Genomic DNA, 16,155 nt, shown 5'->3' on the forward strand with positions numbered 1-16,155 from the left:
TTCCTACTTGAGCTGATTAGATGTATAATTGACACAAGCCTGAGCTGATTTATTCGACCCCCAATTGTCAGTGGTAAGATAGCAATATCATCTTTCGAACAGGTGTACTCAACTCACGATGTTGCTCGACATCCTTTACCTGCTCATCATCGGGACTGTCGGTTGCTTCTTTATTGGTTATATGACTCCCAAGTTTGCTATTTGGGGGAGTATCACGACTGCCGTTCTCTGGATGACTGCTCATCTTATCCCTGCTTTTTCTCCTGACGAGGTTCTTTCGACAATGGCTCCGCGTATCGTGGACCTGTTCCTTGTTTTTCCAACGGCAATACAACTGGCGTGGGATTCACAGGTCGCAGATGTCGGACTCGTGGGGGGATTGATTGTGCTTGCGTGGGGTGTCGCGATGCTTATCCCCTACTTTGTGGGGATAGTCCTTGGAATTCTCACGTGGCCAGAACTCATCCTCTTTCGCATTATCTTATAACCATGACCGAAACCAGAACCACTCGATGGGAACACGTTGCATGGATATGTCCGACCTGCGGTGACGACGACAGCCCATCACGCTTGCAACTGGTAGACTCGCGTGATTTGTCGATTCCGTCGCGGGCGGTCTGGGAGGAGACATACGATGCTGACCTCTATCGGCAGAGGTACGCAACAGAGACAGCAGTCTATTGCAGAGACTGCGAGACTGTGTTCAACGTCGAATTCGTGCCGTATGAAGAGAGCGGTGACTGAGTGGCGGGTACTCAAACACCGTCAGGAACGATTTCGCGGTCGGCCTGACGCTTGGCGGTTTCGTGATGAAATGAGAGGAGAGCGTTGAGGGTAAAAACAAATGTACGTAATTGTCGAACTGACCGAATCAAGGCCAGAACACATCCGTTTGTCTGATAGTGAGACGACCATCTGCGGGATTGATTGTCCCCACGATACTCGGGTTGTCCCCGCCGACCGAGACCCTGTAGGTGATGCCTCGTTTAATCTCTGCTCTGACTGTGCGGAGAATTGGATTCCACTCGTGAATTATGTGGAGCGCGGACAGACCGTGCAATGTCGGGCTGTTCGACTCATTGAGGGTGGGTCTACTCGATGGTGGGAGTGCGGAGAGGTAATCCCCACGACTGATGCCCGGGAGATTCAGGACGGTGACGTGCGAGTACCTATCTGCTCTGACTGCTACGAGTACCTGTACGAGTTCGACTCAAAGGTAGTCACAACGCCAATAGAAGAGTCGAAAGCGTGGAATTCGGAACTCTAAGCAATATCCGAGGTTATATCATTATGATATTTCGTCGTCTCTGATGATGGAGTCCGAACACCAGCGTCCGAAAATCGAGGAGGAAACAACCAATGAATTGCATTTCCCGAGGGTATTGGGAACGTGGGTTCGCGACTGCGTTGCGTTGGTATACGAGGATGGCCTGCTCACGGGAGAGGTACTCTATGTCCAAGATGTCGGCGGGTCGGACTGGCATGTGAGCATCGAGCTTGCGCACGGGACGGAATGGGAGGCAGAAGCGTGGAGCGGAGAGGAAAATGCGGACGAGACCATCGCGACGGGCGAGTTTGTTGAAGTCGTCAACGATGCGCTGGAGGCGATGGCTACGGAGGCTGTTCCAACGATTGAAGATTGAATCCGCTTCAAGACTGCTATCTGCCGCGTTTTCCTCTCATTAGACGCTGTTGGTAGTCTCTACCCATTTCGTAGCAACACTAATGTCACACCCAACTATGTTAAAAATAATAAATACATGTCAGACACCATACTGAGCGGCCGACAAGAGGAGGTGTTGAATCTACTCTCTGATGGTCACAGCCCCCGAGGAGTCGCGACCGAGTTGGGAATCCGGCTCTCAACTGTCTACTCCCATATTGACCGAATAGGTACCAAGCGGGCGAAAGCAGAGCGCACGCTTGAGATTCTGGATGAGGCCGAGATTGACTACTGAGATGGCGCAGAACAATACCCACACAGGGCCCGCAGAGATTCGCGACTTCGTAGCGGAGAGTTCCACGTTCGAGAGCGAACAAGAAGTCGCCACCAAGTCGTGGTATCTCCCCACTCACACGGTAGAGAATCTCCGCTCTTACATCGTCGGGCAGTACGGCACACCCAAACACATCGGAGCGTTCTGCACCCGTGCGATGCGGAACTGGATGCAGGACAGCCCTTCTGACGACGGTCACACTACGTGGGCGCACCTCAAGAGCGACTATGACTACAACGGTGTGGACGTGTCGGACTGGAACTACCGCAACCACCATGACTACACGGAAATGCCCAAAGAGGAGAAGACTGCTCTCGGTTTCAGCGCACCCCTCAGCGTCCTAGAGGAGTTCACTGACGACCTCAACAAGAACGAATACGGGGGTGAACTGGCGAACGCAGTTGAAGCGGAGATGCTCAAGTTGGCGCAAATCCGCCGTATGAAGCACATTATCACCGAAGGGGGTGCAGAGCGAACGGGTGAGAAACCTACCGCTCAAGCGGGCGCACGGAAGGTCAAAGTTGACGAGCAGGGGAATCGGGCAGACCTCTCAACGATTAGGCTCGGAGATGACGACACTATGAGGATGGCAGAGGCCTGCCAATTCGGTGAGAACAACGAATTGGACTGGAAAACTCGTCGGGGTCTGCTTGCCGCTGTCGTTCGTGGAAGGACAGCCACGCCCAAGAAGCTCCTCTACGCCCTTGATGAAGACCTTGGTGTGGAGAGGACCCGAAGTAAAAGGAAGGACTACAACGCCATTCTTGAGCAGGCTGAGAAAGACGAGGAACCAATCTGCATCGCCCCTGCGAAGCTGGTGATGGAAGAGATGGATACGCACAACCTCCAACAAACTGCTGGACTCACCCACCGCCGACAACCCCTCACCTTCGATGAAGACGGTGGTGACTTCACTGAGATGACTATCTCCTTCTACAACCGTGACAGGACTACTGCGGTTGACATGTGGGAGGATTTCATCGGAGCAGTGTGCGACATCGGCTACCAACTCAGCAGGGTTGAGTGGAACAAAGGTGATAGCGTGGCGGCAGTCTACAAAGGTAAGCACTACTACGACGCTCTGGTTAGATTTCTCCCTCTCATCGAGGCGACGAAGAAGGTCGCAGAACGGGAGCAAGACGACGAGGAGCTACATGCCCTCATCAGTCGGGGCGACATCATCATCGAGAGTCTGGAGGAATCTCTGGACGAAGTGAACAACTACACCATCGGGACAGGGAGTACCCATATCAACGAAGCCTACGAGGAATTCAAAAAACGAGGAGAGACTCCCACGTCGCTTGAGTTTAACACCAAAGGTCGGATGAAACAGGGAACGACTCTTGTGATGTAAGCTATCAACAACTCCCTTGGCTGGCATCAATACATTGAGGGGCCGAAAGACGGCTGTTTTCCGACAACTTGTAGCTATGTCACAACGGTGTTGGCATTCGAATGAGGGGGTGGGTGGGGTTGCTTCCCGCCCAAGCGATTCTGAGTGCGCAAGAATGGCGAGATAATGTAAAGTTCCGAATACAGCCGTTTCAGACGAATTTGCTTTTCGAGATGAGCTGTAATGATGAGATGGTGGGTGTGTTGGGTAGGTTGTAGGTAGTAGTAGTAGTAGTAGTTACAATAGTATTAGTGTTAGTTGTAGTGTAGTGTTCAACGTGACCACAGCACAGCAGACCTCAAATCGGCATCGCTTGGAGGCGAGTAAAAACCAATCCGTTCGAAATCAGCCGTTTCACGGAAATCGTCCTGTCCTCCGTCGCACCTTTACGCTCCCTTGTCTTGGGCGGGAAGCAACCCATTCCACTCCCATGTTGACCGCTCTCTTTTTCCTTGTTCTCCTACCTCAACAGCCGTGATATGAGTATCTCGGGGAGTCGCTCTTTCTGAATCCGTGGAGTCGGACTCTCTACTCGTCCCTAACTGGCGTAACTCGCCGCCCGAAGTGCGCGAATATCTCGGCCTCCCGAATATGACGACATTTCTCTTCATCCATCGTCTGCATCATCGCGTCGCGTTGATTTCTCGCGAATCGTTCGCACTCGCACTCGGCTTCGATTGGCACTCCGTTCTTCATGGTCAGCGTCACCGTCATAGCTCCAACTACGTAGCGTTCCTCGGTCATCGCTGGCTCTGACGACTCAAACGGCTATCAAGCGCACATCTTCTTCCGACCAATAATTCTTTGCACGGAATTGGGACGGTTAGGGTCAGTCGCCGTCTCTCCGATATGGATACTCGACTCGAACTGAAGGGGTATGTACCGTGCGAAGACGACGCGGGATGGTTTCGTTGTGAGTATTGCTGTCAGAAGGTGTACGTCGGTCGCGGTGAGAAGCTCGTAGACCTCGCACGACACGCTGAGAGGTGCGAATTCCGCTAGTCTGGCCCGTATTTTTTCAGGTCGTCTAACCCTGCGCGGTCGCTATCTTCGACGTACTTCTCTTCGGTGACTTTCACCGATTTATGGCCTAAAGCCCGCGAAATCTCGTAGATACCAGCATCAGTTTCGTTCGCGAGATACGTCCCGAGCGCGACCCTCAGGTTATGTGCGCTGATTTTCCACCGGTTTGGAATCGGCTCACCGTTCTGGTCAAGCGGGGCGTTTGCATCTGCATAGAGGGCTCTGTTGATTCCCGCGTTGCACGCGGCTTTGACGACAACCTCGTTGATACTCTCGCCTGTCATCTTTCCACCAGAGCGATTCACCCATAGCCATCGATTGGACTCATCGCCATTCGTGTATGCATCGCGGTCTACGTCCAGCCACATGTCCATCAACCCCGTGAGGGACTTTTGCCAAGCGACTGTGCGCTTCGTGTTGTTCTTCGCGACAGCCGCTCGCACGACTACCTCTCGATTCTCTCGGTCGATGTCTTCTAAGGTCAGGTCAGCGGCCTCGCCACGTCGTAGACCCGTCTGGTACATGAATCGAATGAGGGTCTGGTTTCGATGCCGAGGAGGGCCGACATTCTCAAGCATCATCTCAATTTCGTCGCGGCTAGGAGCGTAATCCTCCCCGTCTTTGAGATGCTTGGATTGTTCGGTACTTTTCGTTATGCCGAACTCCGTTCGCTTCACCTCGTCCCACTCCTCCATCGGGTTCTTGTCTATTTTCCCGCTTCGACGGAGGCTGTCGAACATATTGTGGATTTGCTTCCAGCGGTTCTGTGGTGTAGTGCCGTTAAACCGCTCTGTAAGCGCGAACCCTAGGAGTTTGGCATGGTCAGACGTGAAATCAGATACCTTGTCTAAACCAACTTCGACGGCTACATCGTCGTCATCGAGGAATATCTCGTCGTCTGGGTCAACTGGAATTTCATCGAGATAGTGGTCGAACCACCTCAAATCCTTGATGTATGCCTCAGCACTCGCCACGTTCCGCACGTCGTCATCATCATCCGAAGATGCGTTACGGAGGTCACGGGCCCGACGGCGTATCTCTGGGCGGCACTCCTTAGTGGCTCTGTAGCGGCGTCTGGGCATTTATTGTGTCCTGTAATAACGCCGTTCGGCAACTCCAACGCTCTCGCTGTATCCTTCTCCTTCAACAGGCACGTCGCCTCCCCCTTCTATTACTTCGTACTCGACATCCGCTGAGAAATATTCGAGCATGCGGGCACAAGCTCGCCGCGCTACGGATACCTCTACATCATAGTAGTTGGCCCACGCTGACGGAGTTGAGAGCGACTGAGCGAGGGAATAGTCGTCCCCTGCACTTGTCACACCAATCTCGTACAAGCTAGGTAGCTCGGAAGCCTCGGTCACAGTCGGGAGCGAGGTAAAGATGTCCCGAGCTAGCTTGTCTATCTCGTCGTCGTTGTTCGTATTTGAGTCAATCGCAACTATGTGGCTCTCTAAACGGTCCAGACGCTCGTGTACGTCAGACAACCCAACTTCGACTGCATCCGTAATTTGCTCGGGGTCGATTCTTGCGGCCTCATCTTCGTCATCCGTGCGGATGTGCCGTAGGAGTGCGAGTCGTCCAAAGTCGCTCAACGAGGTCGTCTCTTTCGTCACCTCCAGATACTCTTCGACTTCATCCTTCTCGTCGGGTGTGAGGCGGACTTTGATGGTTTTCGAGCGGTTCGGCATAGTGACCTACCACACAGATTCCATGATATTAACTGTGCCCATACTGTCCCCGAAACTGATGTGAGAACCGCGTCATCTAAGACGCCAACTCAGCACTTTCTTTCGACGCCGGCCGGTGAGCGACTGCTCTGAGTCGCTTGTGCGAAAGCGCTCACCCCAAGGGCCGATGAGAATGCGACACTTCGCGAGTAGTACGTGTCCTCTCAGTTGAGACCGAGGCTCAGTTTCAGTGCGTCGTCTACCTGACCCATCGTTCCCGCGTCCAGATTCCCGACGACCGAGTGAATTCGCTTCTCGATGGAGACGACCCGAATCTGGTCCAGACGAACCGACGAGTCCTTCTCGAACGGCGAGTCGTCCGCTTCGACCAGTACTTCGAACGGGTAGCCTCGGTACGTGCCCGTCGCGGGTGCGACGATGGTCGTACTCGAATTCGCGTTCCCGACGTCGTTCTGGACGACGACTGCCGGGCGTGTCTTCTTCATTTCGTTGCCTTCGGCGGGGTCCAACCGGACGATGACGACGTCACCGCGTCGAACTTCCGTCTCCTCGCTCATTCATCCAGCCCGTTCCACGCTTCGTCCGACGTGTCGTCCCACGCTTCGGCCAACGATTCCGCACTTTCGGATGCTTCCCGATAGGCGGCGGCGAGTTCGTCTTCGTCGGGCTGGTCGTTTTCGACTTCCACCACGGCGACGGTCACGCGCTTGTTCGCGTACTCCGTCCCGAGGTAAATTCGACCCCGGTCGTCTGTGTCGTTGGTACGCAGGTCTCGGGCGTCCACTTTCATCGTGTTGCCCACTATGACCCACTACTCGATAACTCTTGCCCACTATTGCCCACTGCACGAGGTGAGTGAGACAACTGCCGAAAGAACCGCGTCATCTAAGACGCCAACTCAGCACTTTCTTTTGGCATCTGTTCGGTGAGCGGTAGCACTGCTCCGAACGACAGGATGTCACCGGAAGCCGACAGCGATTTGTCACGCTGAGCGGTTCGTCTTCACGTGCCCCCGTCTCTCGACACCCTCCCCGACGAACTCGACGCCTCCCTCCCACACGAAGCACGCGAACTGGGCCGACTGAGCGTCTTCTTCGTCTGCATAACGCTCACGACCGGTTTCGCGTACTGGCTCAACCTCAGACTCCGCAGTGTTCCGGTCGTCGGCCCGCTCTCGGCATCCGGACTCGCCGGACTCGCCCTTCCAACGCTTGCGTACGCGAAGTACCGCGGCCTCGACCTCTCGCTCTCTCCGCCACGGCCGGCACAGGTTGGCGACGTCGTCGCCGCCGTCCTCACGCCACTGCTCGCCCTTCTCGCGACGAGCGTCGTCACGATGGTGGCGTTCGACACGTCGTTCGCCGCGCTCGTCGGATGGACGTATCACCCGAAGGCACCCTTCGTAGACGTACTCTCGATAGCCGCCAGGTTCTCCATTCTCGGCCGCGGGTGGTACGGTCTCCTCGTCGTGGTGCTCGTTGAACTCCTGCGTCGTCGAGTCGGCGTGCGTTCTACCGGGACCGTCGTGTCCACGGCAGCGGCAGGGATGTTCTTTCACTCGATTCTCAGGGAAACCGGTCTCTCGCTCGTCACCGCCAATGCAGCGTGGCGGTTCTACGCCTTCGCCATCCTCCTCGCGTCCACCATCGCCGGCGGCGTCACACTCGGGTTCGTCTACCGGGGTGCCATCGAGCGCTCACTCCGCGTCGTCTACCGACCGCTCTTCGTTCCGGTGTTCGCACTCGGACTCTTCCTCTTCGCTGCGTTTGCGACCATCTTGGCAGAGGTCCCCGGCGGATTCGAACACGTGCTGTGGGCAGTCGCCTTCGGGTCCGCAGCACTCGGATACGAGCGCACTGATTCAGTGTGGGTACCCCTCGTGGTGATGTTCCTCTTCGACGTCGGGTTTCATCTCGTCTACTTCTTCGAACTCGCCGTCTTCTGACCTTGCGCGACTCGGCCTCAGTTTCAGAATCGATAGCCTATCCCGAACACCTAACTCCCCTGCCCCCAGTCTGCCGGTATGTTCGGTATCGGCACGCTCCCCGACCTCTTGCGACTGGTCGTCGTGCCCGTCCTCGCGTGGACCGCGTGGCGGGACATCCGCACGCGACGCGTCCCCAACGTCGTCTGGTATCCGCTGGCGGCGCTGGGACTCGTCTTGCTCGTGTGGGAGACACTCGGCCACCTCCCGGTAGAGACGGTGTTCGACCGCCTCTACCTCATCCGCGTCGGTGTGAGCGTCTTCTTCGTCGTCCCGCTTTCGTACTTCTTCTGGCGACTCGGTGGCTTTGGAGGTGCCGACGCCAAGGCGCTCATGGTGTTCGCCATCTTGTTGCCGACGTTCCCGAGTTACACCGTCGGCGAACTGGTGTTCCCCCTCGAACGGACTGCCCTCGGCGTCTTCTCGATGACCATCCTGACGAACACCGTCATCATCGGCCTCGCGTATCCTCTGTTGCTCGCCGCCCGCAACCTCGCGGCCGGGGAGTTCGAGTTTCCGCTTTCGTTCGTCGGCCGACGTATCTCTGTCTCGTCGCTTTCGACGACGCACGGCCGCCTCTTCGAGTCACCCGACGGTATCACGCGAAACGGGTTGGACATCGACGCGCTTCGGATGTACCTCCGCTGGCGTGGCAGCTCGCTCGCAGACCTCCGCGAGAACCCCGAGTCGTTCCGTGACCCCGAGAGTATCGGTGAGACGTTCGACCCGACCGATGGCGCGGTCCACCGAGCGGTGAGTACCGACGGCGGCGTCACTGAAGGCGAGAGTACGCCGAGTGAATCGGGCGACGGCGGTTCTGAATTGGACGCCACCGCCACAGACACAGACACCGATTTCGACGACCCGTGGGGTGCCGCCGCGTTTCTCGATTCTATCGAGGGGTCGGCCTACGGCACGACACCCGAGAAACTCCGTGGCGGTCTCGAACTCGTGACGACCCGCGACGCCATCTGGATTTCGCCGGGGATTCCGTTCATCGTCCCGATGTTCGTCGGTCTGGTCGTCGCGTTCGTCTACGGCGATATCCTCTTTGCCGTCCTCGGCGCAGTCGGAATCGCCTGATGGGACGCGTTTGCGACGCACAAGAGATAACCTTCGTCACCTCGTGGCCCGAACTATGACGGTCGATGTCGACTTCGGTGCGGACGGACTCGTCCCCGCCGTGGCGCAGGATGCGGAGTCCGGAGAGGTGCTCATGTTGGCGTACGTCTCGCCGGAGGCCCTCGAACGGACACTCGAGACGGGCCGGGCACACTACTACTCGCGGAGTCGCGACGAACTCTGGGAGAAAGGCGCGTCGAGCGGCCACACACAGGACGTACGCGAGGTTCGCGTCGATTGCGACGCCGACACACTGCTCTACCTCGTCGACCAGAACGTCGGCGCGTGCCACACCGGCCACCGCTCGTGTTTCTACCGAACCATCGAGGGCGAGAACGTCGGTGAGCGCGTCTTCGACCCCGACGCCGTCTACGACGACGAGTAACCGAATGGAAGGTCGATAGGAGCATGGTAAACGCAATCACCGCCGTGGCGGCCATCGTGGGACTCGGGTGTTTCGCACTCGGTGCCCGACTCCTCAAGAGCGCGGCGGCGGCCCGCCGTGTCGCCCGGTCAGACGACCCGGAGTTCGTCCTCGACCCGACGAGAGAGGGCCCGCCGGACGACGCCATAGACGGTGACGGCCTCGAACGCGGATTCATGCTCCTCGTCTTCGGTGCGCTCGCACTGGTTTTCGCGGCGATTAGCTTCTGAGTGGTCTCCTCGCCGCCATCACCCTTCGAGTGAGCGAGCCATGACGACTGCCGGATACGTCTCCTCTCCGACTGCCGTCTCGATTCGTTCGACGACGTCGAATCCTCTCGCCTCGTAGAACTGTCGCGCGACGTCGTTGGCTGCGAACGTCTCCAAGACGAGGCGGTCGTATCGTGAGGGGACTGCAGCAGTCACCTCGTCGAGCAGTGCCGACCCGATTCCCGCTCCCCAGCGAGTGGGGTCGACGTAGATGACCCACAGACCGGCGTCGTCGTCGTCGACGAACGACTTCGTCTCCTCGCCCCACCGTGTCGCGGCGAACCCGACGACACCAGTCTCTTCATCCGGTGTGGATTCGTCCACGGCGACGACGTATCTCCCCGAGTCGGTTTCGTCGAGCAGATTCGCATACTCGAACCGCTGGCGAAGTCCGTCGTCGTCGGGAGCGACGTCTGGGTCCGGGAGGGCGTCGCCAGGGAGGATGTGGTCGTAGGCGTCCACCCAACAGCGAACGTTCACTTGCCAGACGTCTCGCATCTCGGCGAGCGAACACGGCGGCCTGATGTCGATGGAACTGTCCACGTTCGAACTCGAGTCTGCCGAGGCAAAAATGGTTCTCGGGTTACAGGTCGGCTATCGCGGCGCGAAGTGCGTCTTCGGCGTCTTCGGCGAGTTCCGTCGCCCGTGCTTCGTCGCGGCCTTCGGCGTAGATGCGGACTTTGGGTTCCGTCCCCGAGGGACGGACGAGCACCCACGCGTCACCGTAGTCGAGGCGGTAGCCGTCGGTCGTGTTCGGCGTGGCGTCGGCGGCCGCTGCGTACTCGTCGGCGGCGTTCAGCATGGCCGTCAACTCCGCTTCGCTGTCGTACTCGATGTTGATGCGGACGTTGTAGTAGTCTTGATACGGGGCGACGACGTCGCTCGCGGGGCGTTCGGCGACGAGTTCGAGGAACTTCGCCGCGATGTAGGCGCCGTCGCGGACGAGTCGGTAGTTCGGGAAGAAGACGCCGCCGTTACCCTCGCCGGCGACGGGGACGTTCTCGCCCGCCCGCCAGAGTTCGCGGATTCGAGTGATGAGGTTCGTCGCACCGATTGGCGTGAGTTCGAGTTCGGCACCGACGTCGTCACACACGTCTACGAGTCGCTGGGAGACGTTCACCGCAGAGACGGCGAAGTCACCCGGTTCGAGGAACGCAGCGGCGAGAGCCGCCAGTGACGCTTCGCCGGAGATAGTCTCGCCGTGTTCGTCCACGAAGATGGCCCGGTCTGCGTCGCCGTCGTGTGCGATACCGACGTCGGCGTCGGTCGCACGGACGAGTCGTTCGAGGTCACCGAGGTTCTCCGGCACCGGTTCGGATTCACGGCCGGGGAAGTGGCCGTCGGGTTGCGCGTTGACGGTCCGAACCTCACAGCCGAGTTCGCGCAAGAAGTCGGGGGTGACGAGCGACCCGGCGCCGTGGCCGGTGTCGAGCGCGACGGTGAGGTTCGCGGCCGCAATCGCCTCGCGGTCCACGTTCGCGAGCAGTTCTTCGCGGTAGTCGTCGTTCACCGTCTCGACCGGGCGACAGTAACCGACTTCGTCCCACTTGGCCACGTCGAACTCCTCGGTGAGGATGTGGTCTTCGATTCGCTCTAACTCCTCGACAGAGAGTTCGATACCGTCGTCGCCGACGAGTTTGACGCCGTTGAACTCCGGTGGGTTGTGCGAGGCGGTGATGACGACGCCCGGAATCGATTCGCTCTCACAGTACCGGACTGCGGCGGGTGTCGGAACCACGCCGAGGTCGTCTACGTCCACGCCGACGCTCGCGAGCCCGGACGCGGCGGCGTTGACGAACATCTCTCCTGTGGTTCGTGTATCGCGGGCGATGGCGACGCGGTCGGCGGTCCAGACCGTGCCGGCGGCCTTGGCGACGCGGAGGACGAACTCCGGGGTGAGGCTCTCACCAACCACACCGCGCGTCCCGCTGGAACCGAAGAGTTTCATTGACTATGTCTGTATCCCGGCGCGACAAAGCCGTTCCGAACTGTTGCTTCACGATTAACACACTGTTCACTCGCTGGCGTCGCCGCATTCGGTGCGTTTAGGCCCGTCGCTCGCTCACGATGGCGTATGTTCCCGGAGTTCGAAGTCATCCCCGCTGTCGATATGCAAGACGGTGAAGTCGTCCAACTCGTGCAGGGTGAACGCGGTACCGAGAAGACCTACGGCGACCCGGTCGAGGCCGCCCAGCGCTGGGTCGACGCCGGCGCGAAGACGCTTCACCTCGTCGACCTCGACGGCGCGTTCGAAGGCGAGCGAAAGAACGCTCCGGCGGTCGATGCCGTCCTCGACGCTGTCGACGTTCCCGTCCAACTCGGCGGCGGCATCCGCACTGCCGACGGCGCTCGGAGCCTCTTGGACCGCGGACTCGACCGCGTCATCCTCGGGACGGCGGCCGTCGAAAACCCCGACATCGTCTCCGAACTCGCCGAAGACTACCCCGACGGTGTGATGGTCAGTCTCGACGCGAAAGACGGTGAAGTGGTCGTCTCCGGGTGGACCGAAGGAACCGGTCTCGACCCCGCCGAGGCCGCCGCTCGCTACGAGGAACTGGGTGCCGCGGCAATCCTCTTCACCGACGTCGACGTGGAGGGGCAACTCGAAGGCGTCCACCTCGAGACGACGTCTCGCGTCGTCGACGCGGTCGACATCCCGGTCGTCGCCTCGGGCGGTGTCGCCTCACTCGACGACATCACGGCGCTCCGTGACGTCGGTGCGGCCGCCACTGTCGTCGGCACGGCACTCTACGAGGGCCAGTTCACGCTCGAAGAAGCGATGGACGTCTGAGCAGGTTCCGACTGCTGACCCAGGTTTCTTAGAGACGAACGTACCGGCCGACGAGTCCCGCGAGGCTATCGACTGTGCCGTAGACGCCGACGGCAATCAGCAGTATCCCGATGAGCGCCGTCTCTATCCGTGACGTCGCGAGAAACGGCCCGCCGAGTGCGAGCATACTGAGTGTCACGACGTCGCGTTTCGGATTCACTACTCCGCCCTCATGGTCATCTGTCGTTTCGTGTCCCTTCTGCAAGTGCTGTCGCGCTCACCGCCAGTGCGACGAGTGCGAGGCCGAGTGCGACGGCCATCTCTGACTGTGCAGTCAACAGGAGTCCCCCGACGCAGATGGTGTACCCGGCCACCAGCGCTCCCTTACGGTGCATATCTCACAGTATCCGTCGGAAGATATGAAGTTCTCGGCAGACAGACGTCAGACGCGGCCACAACGCTGATATGGGTTTTTAAATTTCGGTGAGGTTGCCAAATAACAGACACCACATCGACCAACTCTGTGAGTGAATCCGGCAGCCACGACTCACTCGACGCTGGCACTGAGTCTACATTCTGCTTGATTGACCGCGTTCGGACCACGTTCGCCAGCACACCGGCGACGAGAATCCCTATATGTACGGCCTTCTTCGAATGCGACATGAGCGACGCCGACCGAACCGCTGCCGTCTCCCGCGAGACCTCCGAGACGACCATCGACGTGACACTCGCCGTCGATGGCGACGGTGACGCTGCCGTCGAGACCGGTATCGGATTCTTCGACCACATGCTGGAGGCTTTCGCCAAACACGGCCTGTTCGACCTGACGGTCCAGTGCGATGGCGACCTGCACATCGACGACCACCACACCGTCGAGGACGTGGCTATCGTCCTCGGTGAGGCGTTCACCGAGGCCCTCGGCGACAAACGCGGTATCGTCCGCTACGCCGACCGAAAGGTCCCACTGGACGAAGCAGTCGCGTCCGTCGTCGTCGACGTCTCCGGTCGTCCCTTCTTCGACTTCTCTGGCGACTTCTCCCAACCGTACGTCGGTGAGTTCACGAGCGTCATGGCCGAACACTTCGCGATGTCGCTGGCGATGAACGCTGGCCTCACCTTACACGCCGGCGTCGAGGGGGAAAACGCACACCACGAGGTCGAAGCGCTGTTCAAGGCGCTCGCACGTGCACTCGACGACGCGACGCGCGTGGACCCACGACGGTCGGACACACCGAGCACGAAAGGCAAACTGTAATCGGTTCTTCGCGGAAACGCACTGAACGTCGTCTTCAGGGCTTTCGGAGCGTCCCGTCGTCGTCGACGAGGATGCCACGTTCGACTGCGTAGTCGAAGATGTCGGCGACCTGCTGGTCGTCTAAGTCGTAGGCGTTCGACGCCAGTGCCTCGACGTCCGCCCGCTCGACCGGGAACTCGCGGTTCTGGAGGATTCGAACGACCTTTCTGAACTGTGGTGGTTCGGACGGGATGTCGACGGCGTCTGCTTCCTCGGGAGTTTCGGCTGGTTCCTCGATACCTTCAGACGCTTCCTCGTCATCTTCAGACGCTTCCTCGACACCTTCGGGCGCGACGCTCTCTCGTGCCGACTCGTCCTCCAGTGGGTCTGCAGGGTCGTCGGCGTCTGGTGAGTCGTGGTCGGCGGGTTCGGGCGGCGTCGGTTCGGCGTCCTCGGCGTCACCATCGACGCGACCGGACTGTGTCTGATGGCCCGACGAGCTCTGTTCGTCGACGCCGAGTCGCGTGAGAAGGGGTGCGATGACGTCGGTTAGCGTCTCTTGGCAGTGGTCACAGAGGACGACTCGCTTCTGGTCGCTTGCCGGCGTGAGTTCCGGTGGCAGTACCTCGAAGACACCGACAGCGTCGGTGCCGCAGAAGTCACACGTGCGAAGTTCGCGCATGCACGACGGGTCTTCCCCACGACGGTTAAACCCTCTTGCCGACCCGAGAACGCAGACGTTCGTCGTGATACTCGCCAGTCGTTCTGCGGCAGTCGTTCTGCGGCGGTTCCGACACACCACTTAATGTGGGTGGCCGCAAATCTGCGAGACGACGAATGTTCGACGAGATTATGGAGAAGTTCGAGGGCAGTCCGAGCCAACAGGCTGTCATTCGACTGCTTTTGGAACGCGGGTTCTCTGTGAACGACCAAGGCCGGGTGGTCTCCGGCGGTATCGAGATTCCGAACACGGGTATCGCACGCGAGGCAGGCGTCGACCGACGCGTCGTCGATTCGACGACCGACGCCATCCTCGCGGACGAAGAACTGCGACGCATCTTCCAGAACATCTCTGCGATTCCGAGTCTGATGGACCTCGCACCCGTTCTCGACTTGTCCGTCCTCACCGTCGAGGTCGCGAACGCCGACGAACCCGGTATCGTCGCCACCGTCACCTCCAAACTCGCCGACGCCGGCATCTCCATCCGGCAGACGATTAGCGAAGACCCCGAGTTCACAGACGACCCGAAACTCTACATCATCACCGACGAGTCCATCCCCGGCGAACTGCTCAACGAACTGTCGAACCTCGCGTTCATCAGACGTATCACGATCGCCTGAACGGCCGGTTTTTGCCTGTTAATTCGTGTAGGATTTTATCAGTGGAGCAATAAGGTTCATATCTCGTTTTGTGCTATTTCGTAGCATGCTTAACACTCGCAGTTGCATGTGCTGTGGTGCGCAGGTCTCACGAACACACAATCTCTGTGGTGTTTGCATCCAAAACGGGTGTACGTCGTACGCAGGGGCCTGTGGACAGTGACCTGACGGGCCAGTCCGCCGAGTCGGTGCGAACCCTTTTGCATACCGCGACGCCAACTCGCAGTCATGACTGACGCCTACCGTACGGTCGCCGACCGGGCCGAAGCGCGATTCGAAGTCCAAGGCTCGGAGTTCATCGGCTACATCTCGCCTGCGGAGACGGTCGAAGCGGCGGAGGCGTTTATCGACGAAATCGAAGCGCGACATCCGGACGCGACACACAACGTTCCGGCGTATCGCGTCCCAGCAGGTGCGGCGTCGTCGTCCGTCCCCGGTGGTGGAAACGTCATGCTCCGGGAGTACCAGAGCGACGACGGCGAACCGACCGGCTCGTCGGGAAAACCTGCCCTCAACGTCCTCGTCCAGCAGGACGTCCGCAACGTCGTCGTCGTCGTGACACGCTACTACGGCGGAACCAACCTCGGCGTCGGTGGTCTCGCGCGGGCCTACTCTCGTGCCGTCAAAGAGGCCCTCGACGCCGCTGGAATCGTCGAGGAGATTCCACACGAACGGTTCACTGCGACGGTCGAATACGACGACTCAGGCGACGTCCGCGGAATCCTCGAATCGACCGGCGTCGAGTTCGACGCCGACTACGACCAGCACGTCTCGTTTTCGGTTCGCGTCCCTATCGACGACGCCGACGGTCTGCGTGACAGACTCCGGAGTGCGACGAGTGGCCGCGTCGAAATAGAATAGAACGGAA

Annotated in this window: 22 protein-coding genes; 12 read left to right on the forward strand and 10 right to left on the reverse strand. The window is 59.2% G+C overall.

Annotated elements, in window-relative coordinates; translation table 11 throughout:
- Nucleotides 1–118 precede the first annotated feature (118 nt).
- The 4 genes from GJR99_RS09420 to GJR99_RS09435 all read left to right on the forward strand — a co-directional run bounded on the left by GJR99_RS09420 (nt 119) and on the right by GJR99_RS09435 (nt 3,351).
- On the forward strand, nt 119–487 hold the full coding sequence (locus tag GJR99_RS09420) for a hypothetical protein (RefSeq protein WP_151111508.1): 369 nt from the start codon (nt 119–121) through the stop codon (nt 485–487).
- Nucleotides 488–1,310: 823 nt separating this feature from the next.
- Nucleotides 1,311–1,643, forward strand: coding sequence for a hypothetical protein (locus tag GJR99_RS09425; protein ID WP_151111510.1), 333 nt, complete (start codon nt 1,311–1,313; stop codon nt 1,641–1,643).
- A 117-nt stretch (nt 1,644–1,760) separates the two neighbouring features.
- Nucleotides 1,761–1,958, forward strand: a complete 198-nt coding sequence (locus GJR99_RS17915) for a LuxR C-terminal-related transcriptional regulator (protein WP_151111512.1) — start codon at nt 1,761–1,763, stop codon at nt 1,956–1,958.
- Between the two features lies 1 nt (nt 1,959).
- A complete protein-coding gene (locus tag GJR99_RS09435; RefSeq protein WP_151111514.1) occupies nt 1,960–3,351 on the forward strand; it encodes a hypothetical protein in 1,392 nt (463 codons plus the stop codon).
- A 567-nt stretch (nt 3,352–3,918) separates the two neighbouring features.
- Here the strand turns inward: GJR99_RS09435 and GJR99_RS09440 are convergent.
- The 5 genes from GJR99_RS09440 to GJR99_RS09460 all read right to left on the reverse strand — a co-directional run bounded on the left by GJR99_RS09440 (nt 3,919) and on the right by GJR99_RS09460 (nt 6,894).
- Nucleotides 3,919–4,134: a hypothetical protein gene (locus GJR99_RS09440; RefSeq protein ID WP_151111516.1), complete on the reverse strand. Its 216-nt coding sequence runs from the start codon at nt 4,132–4,134 to the stop codon at nt 3,919–3,921.
- Nucleotides 4,135–4,388: 254 nt separating this feature from the next.
- Complete coding sequence (locus GJR99_RS09445; protein WP_151111518.1) at nt 4,389–5,495, reverse strand: tyrosine-type recombinase/integrase; 1,107 nt, start codon at nt 5,493–5,495, stop codon at nt 4,389–4,391.
- Nucleotides 5,496–6,104: a hypothetical protein gene (locus GJR99_RS09450; protein WP_151111520.1), complete on the reverse strand. Its 609-nt coding sequence runs from the start codon at nt 6,102–6,104 to the stop codon at nt 5,496–5,498.
- 203 nt (nt 6,105–6,307) lie between these two features.
- Nucleotides 6,308–6,661, reverse strand: coding sequence for a type II toxin-antitoxin system PemK/MazF family toxin (locus GJR99_RS09455; RefSeq protein ID WP_151111522.1), 354 nt, complete (start codon nt 6,659–6,661; stop codon nt 6,308–6,310).
- Nucleotides 6,658–6,894: a hypothetical protein gene (locus GJR99_RS09460; protein WP_007543922.1), complete on the reverse strand. Its 237-nt coding sequence runs from the start codon at nt 6,892–6,894 to the stop codon at nt 6,658–6,660. Before GJR99_RS09460 ends, GJR99_RS09455 begins: the two co-directional genes overlap by 4 nt.
- A 216-nt stretch (nt 6,895–7,110) precedes the next feature.
- Here GJR99_RS09460 and GJR99_RS09465 point away from each other — a divergent pair, with 216 nt between their 5' ends.
- From GJR99_RS09465 to GJR99_RS09480, 4 genes are all read left to right on the forward strand, one after another.
- A complete protein-coding gene (locus GJR99_RS09465; RefSeq protein WP_151111523.1) occupies nt 7,111–8,049 on the forward strand; it encodes a hypothetical protein in 939 nt (312 codons plus the stop codon).
- Between the two features lie 78 nt (nt 8,050–8,127).
- On the forward strand, nt 8,128–9,171 hold the full coding sequence (locus GJR99_RS09470; protein ID WP_151111528.1) for an A24 family peptidase: 1,044 nt from the start codon (nt 8,128–8,130) through the stop codon (nt 9,169–9,171).
- 55 nt (nt 9,172–9,226) lie between these two features.
- On the forward strand, nt 9,227–9,595 hold the full coding sequence (hisI, locus tag GJR99_RS09475) for a phosphoribosyl-AMP cyclohydrolase (RefSeq protein ID WP_151111530.1): 369 nt from the start codon (nt 9,227–9,229) through the stop codon (nt 9,593–9,595).
- A 23-nt stretch (nt 9,596–9,618) separates the two neighbouring features.
- Nucleotides 9,619–9,864, forward strand: a complete 246-nt coding sequence (locus GJR99_RS09480) for a hypothetical protein (protein ID WP_151111531.1) — start codon at nt 9,619–9,621, stop codon at nt 9,862–9,864.
- An 18-nt stretch (nt 9,865–9,882) separates the two neighbouring features.
- On the opposite strand, the gene GJR99_RS09485 is transcribed toward GJR99_RS09480, so the two are convergent.
- On the reverse strand, nt 9,883–10,446 hold the full coding sequence (locus tag GJR99_RS09485) for a GNAT family N-acetyltransferase (protein ID WP_225317608.1): 564 nt from the start codon (nt 10,444–10,446) through the stop codon (nt 9,883–9,885).
- Between the two features lie 40 nt (nt 10,447–10,486).
- Nucleotides 10,487–11,851 carry a phosphoglucosamine mutase gene (gene glmM / locus GJR99_RS09490; protein WP_151111532.1) on the reverse strand — a complete coding sequence of 455 codons (1,365 nt, stop codon included), beginning with the start codon at nt 11,849–11,851 and terminating at the stop codon, nt 10,487–10,489.
- 126 nt (nt 11,852–11,977) lie between these two features.
- Between glmM and hisA the strand changes: the two genes are divergently transcribed.
- Complete coding sequence (gene hisA, locus GJR99_RS09495) at nt 11,978–12,694, forward strand: 1-(5-phosphoribosyl)-5-[(5-phosphoribosylamino)methylideneamino]imidazole-4-carboxamide isomerase (RefSeq protein WP_151111534.1); 717 nt, start codon at nt 11,978–11,980, stop codon at nt 12,692–12,694.
- Nucleotides 12,695–12,722: 28 nt separating this feature from the next.
- Here the strand turns inward: hisA and GJR99_RS09500 are convergent, their stop codons facing one another.
- Nucleotides 12,723–12,893: a hypothetical protein gene (locus GJR99_RS09500; RefSeq protein ID WP_154325970.1), complete on the reverse strand. Its 171-nt coding sequence runs from the start codon at nt 12,891–12,893 to the stop codon at nt 12,723–12,725.
- A gap of 16 nt (nt 12,894–12,909) precedes the next feature.
- On the reverse strand, nt 12,910–13,068 hold the full coding sequence (locus GJR99_RS17450) for a hypothetical protein (RefSeq protein WP_225317609.1): 159 nt from the start codon (nt 13,066–13,068) through the stop codon (nt 12,910–12,912).
- A gap of 266 nt (nt 13,069–13,334) precedes the next feature.
- Here GJR99_RS17450 and hisB point away from each other — a divergent pair, with 266 nt between their 5' ends.
- Nucleotides 13,335–13,928, forward strand: a complete 594-nt coding sequence (gene hisB, locus GJR99_RS09505; RefSeq protein WP_151111540.1) for an imidazoleglycerol-phosphate dehydratase HisB — start codon at nt 13,335–13,337, stop codon at nt 13,926–13,928.
- Between the two features lie 34 nt (nt 13,929–13,962).
- Here hisB and GJR99_RS09510 read toward each other — a convergent pair whose 3' ends face one another.
- Complete coding sequence (locus GJR99_RS09510) at nt 13,963–14,589, reverse strand: hypothetical protein (protein WP_151111542.1); 627 nt, start codon at nt 14,587–14,589, stop codon at nt 13,963–13,965.
- Nucleotides 14,590–14,744: 155 nt separating this feature from the next.
- Here GJR99_RS09510 and GJR99_RS09515 point away from each other — a divergent pair, with 155 nt between their 5' ends.
- Together GJR99_RS09515 and GJR99_RS09520 are read left to right on the forward strand one after the other, a co-directional pair.
- Nucleotides 14,745–15,248, forward strand: coding sequence for an ACT domain-containing protein (locus GJR99_RS09515; RefSeq protein WP_151111543.1), 504 nt, complete (start codon nt 14,745–14,747; stop codon nt 15,246–15,248).
- Nucleotides 15,249–15,515: 267 nt separating this feature from the next.
- A complete protein-coding gene (locus GJR99_RS09520) occupies nt 15,516–16,148 on the forward strand; it encodes an IMPACT family protein (protein ID WP_151111545.1) in 633 nt (210 codons plus the stop codon).
- The last annotated feature ends 7 nt before the right edge of the window (nt 16,149–16,155 follow it).

Origin of the sequence: Haloferax marinum, assembly GCF_009674625.1 — an archaeon.
In the GTDB taxonomy this organism is placed as follows: Archaea; Halobacteriota; Halobacteria; order Halobacteriales; family Haloferacaceae; genus Haloferax; species Haloferax marinum.

Coding starts and splice junctions, on each gene's coding strand:
- GJR99_RS09425 (WP_151111510.1), top strand. CDS start 1,311: ATGATGGAGTCCGAACACCAGCGTCCGAAAATCGAGGAGGAAACAACC.
- glmM (WP_151111532.1), bottom strand. CDS start 11,851: ATGAAACTCTTCGGTTCCAGCGGGACGCGCGGTGTGGTTGGTGAGAGC.
- GJR99_RS09480 (WP_151111531.1), top strand. CDS start 9,619: ATGGTAAACGCAATCACCGCCGTGGCGGCCATCGTGGGACTCGGGTGT.
- GJR99_RS09510 (WP_151111542.1), bottom strand. CDS start 14,589: ATGCGCGAACTTCGCACGTGTGACTTCTGCGGCACCGACGCTGTCGGT.
- hisA (WP_151111534.1), top strand. CDS start 11,978: ATGTTCCCGGAGTTCGAAGTCATCCCCGCTGTCGATATGCAAGACGGT.
- GJR99_RS17450 (WP_225317609.1), bottom strand. CDS start 13,068: ATGCACCGTAAGGGAGCGCTGGTGGCCGGGTACACCATCTGCGTCGGG.
- hisB (WP_151111540.1), top strand. CDS start 13,335: ATGAGCGACGCCGACCGAACCGCTGCCGTCTCCCGCGAGACCTCCGAG.
- GJR99_RS09470 (WP_151111528.1), top strand. CDS start 8,128: ATGTTCGGTATCGGCACGCTCCCCGACCTCTTGCGACTGGTCGTCGTG.
- hisI (WP_151111530.1), top strand. CDS start 9,227: ATGACGGTCGATGTCGACTTCGGTGCGGACGGACTCGTCCCCGCCGTG.
- GJR99_RS09460 (WP_007543922.1), bottom strand. CDS start 6,894: ATGAAAGTGGACGCCCGAGACCTGCGTACCAACGACACAGACGACCGG.
- GJR99_RS09520 (WP_151111545.1), top strand. CDS start 15,516: ATGACTGACGCCTACCGTACGGTCGCCGACCGGGCCGAAGCGCGATTC.
- GJR99_RS09445 (WP_151111518.1), bottom strand. CDS start 5,495: ATGCCCAGACGCCGCTACAGAGCCACTAAGGAGTGCCGCCCAGAGATA.
- GJR99_RS09440 (WP_151111516.1), bottom strand. CDS start 4,134: ATGACCGAGGAACGCTACGTAGTTGGAGCTATGACGGTGACGCTGACC.
- GJR99_RS17915 (WP_151111512.1), top strand. CDS start 1,761: ATGTCAGACACCATACTGAGCGGCCGACAAGAGGAGGTGTTGAATCTA.
- GJR99_RS09450 (WP_151111520.1), bottom strand. CDS start 6,104: ATGCCGAACCGCTCGAAAACCATCAAAGTCCGCCTCACACCCGACGAG.
- GJR99_RS09420 (WP_151111508.1), top strand. CDS start 119: ATGTTGCTCGACATCCTTTACCTGCTCATCATCGGGACTGTCGGTTGC.
- GJR99_RS09515 (WP_151111543.1), top strand. CDS start 14,745: ATGTTCGACGAGATTATGGAGAAGTTCGAGGGCAGTCCGAGCCAACAG.
- GJR99_RS09455 (WP_151111522.1), bottom strand. CDS start 6,661: ATGAGCGAGGAGACGGAAGTTCGACGCGGTGACGTCGTCATCGTCCGG.
- GJR99_RS09435 (WP_151111514.1), top strand. CDS start 1,960: ATGGCGCAGAACAATACCCACACAGGGCCCGCAGAGATTCGCGACTTC.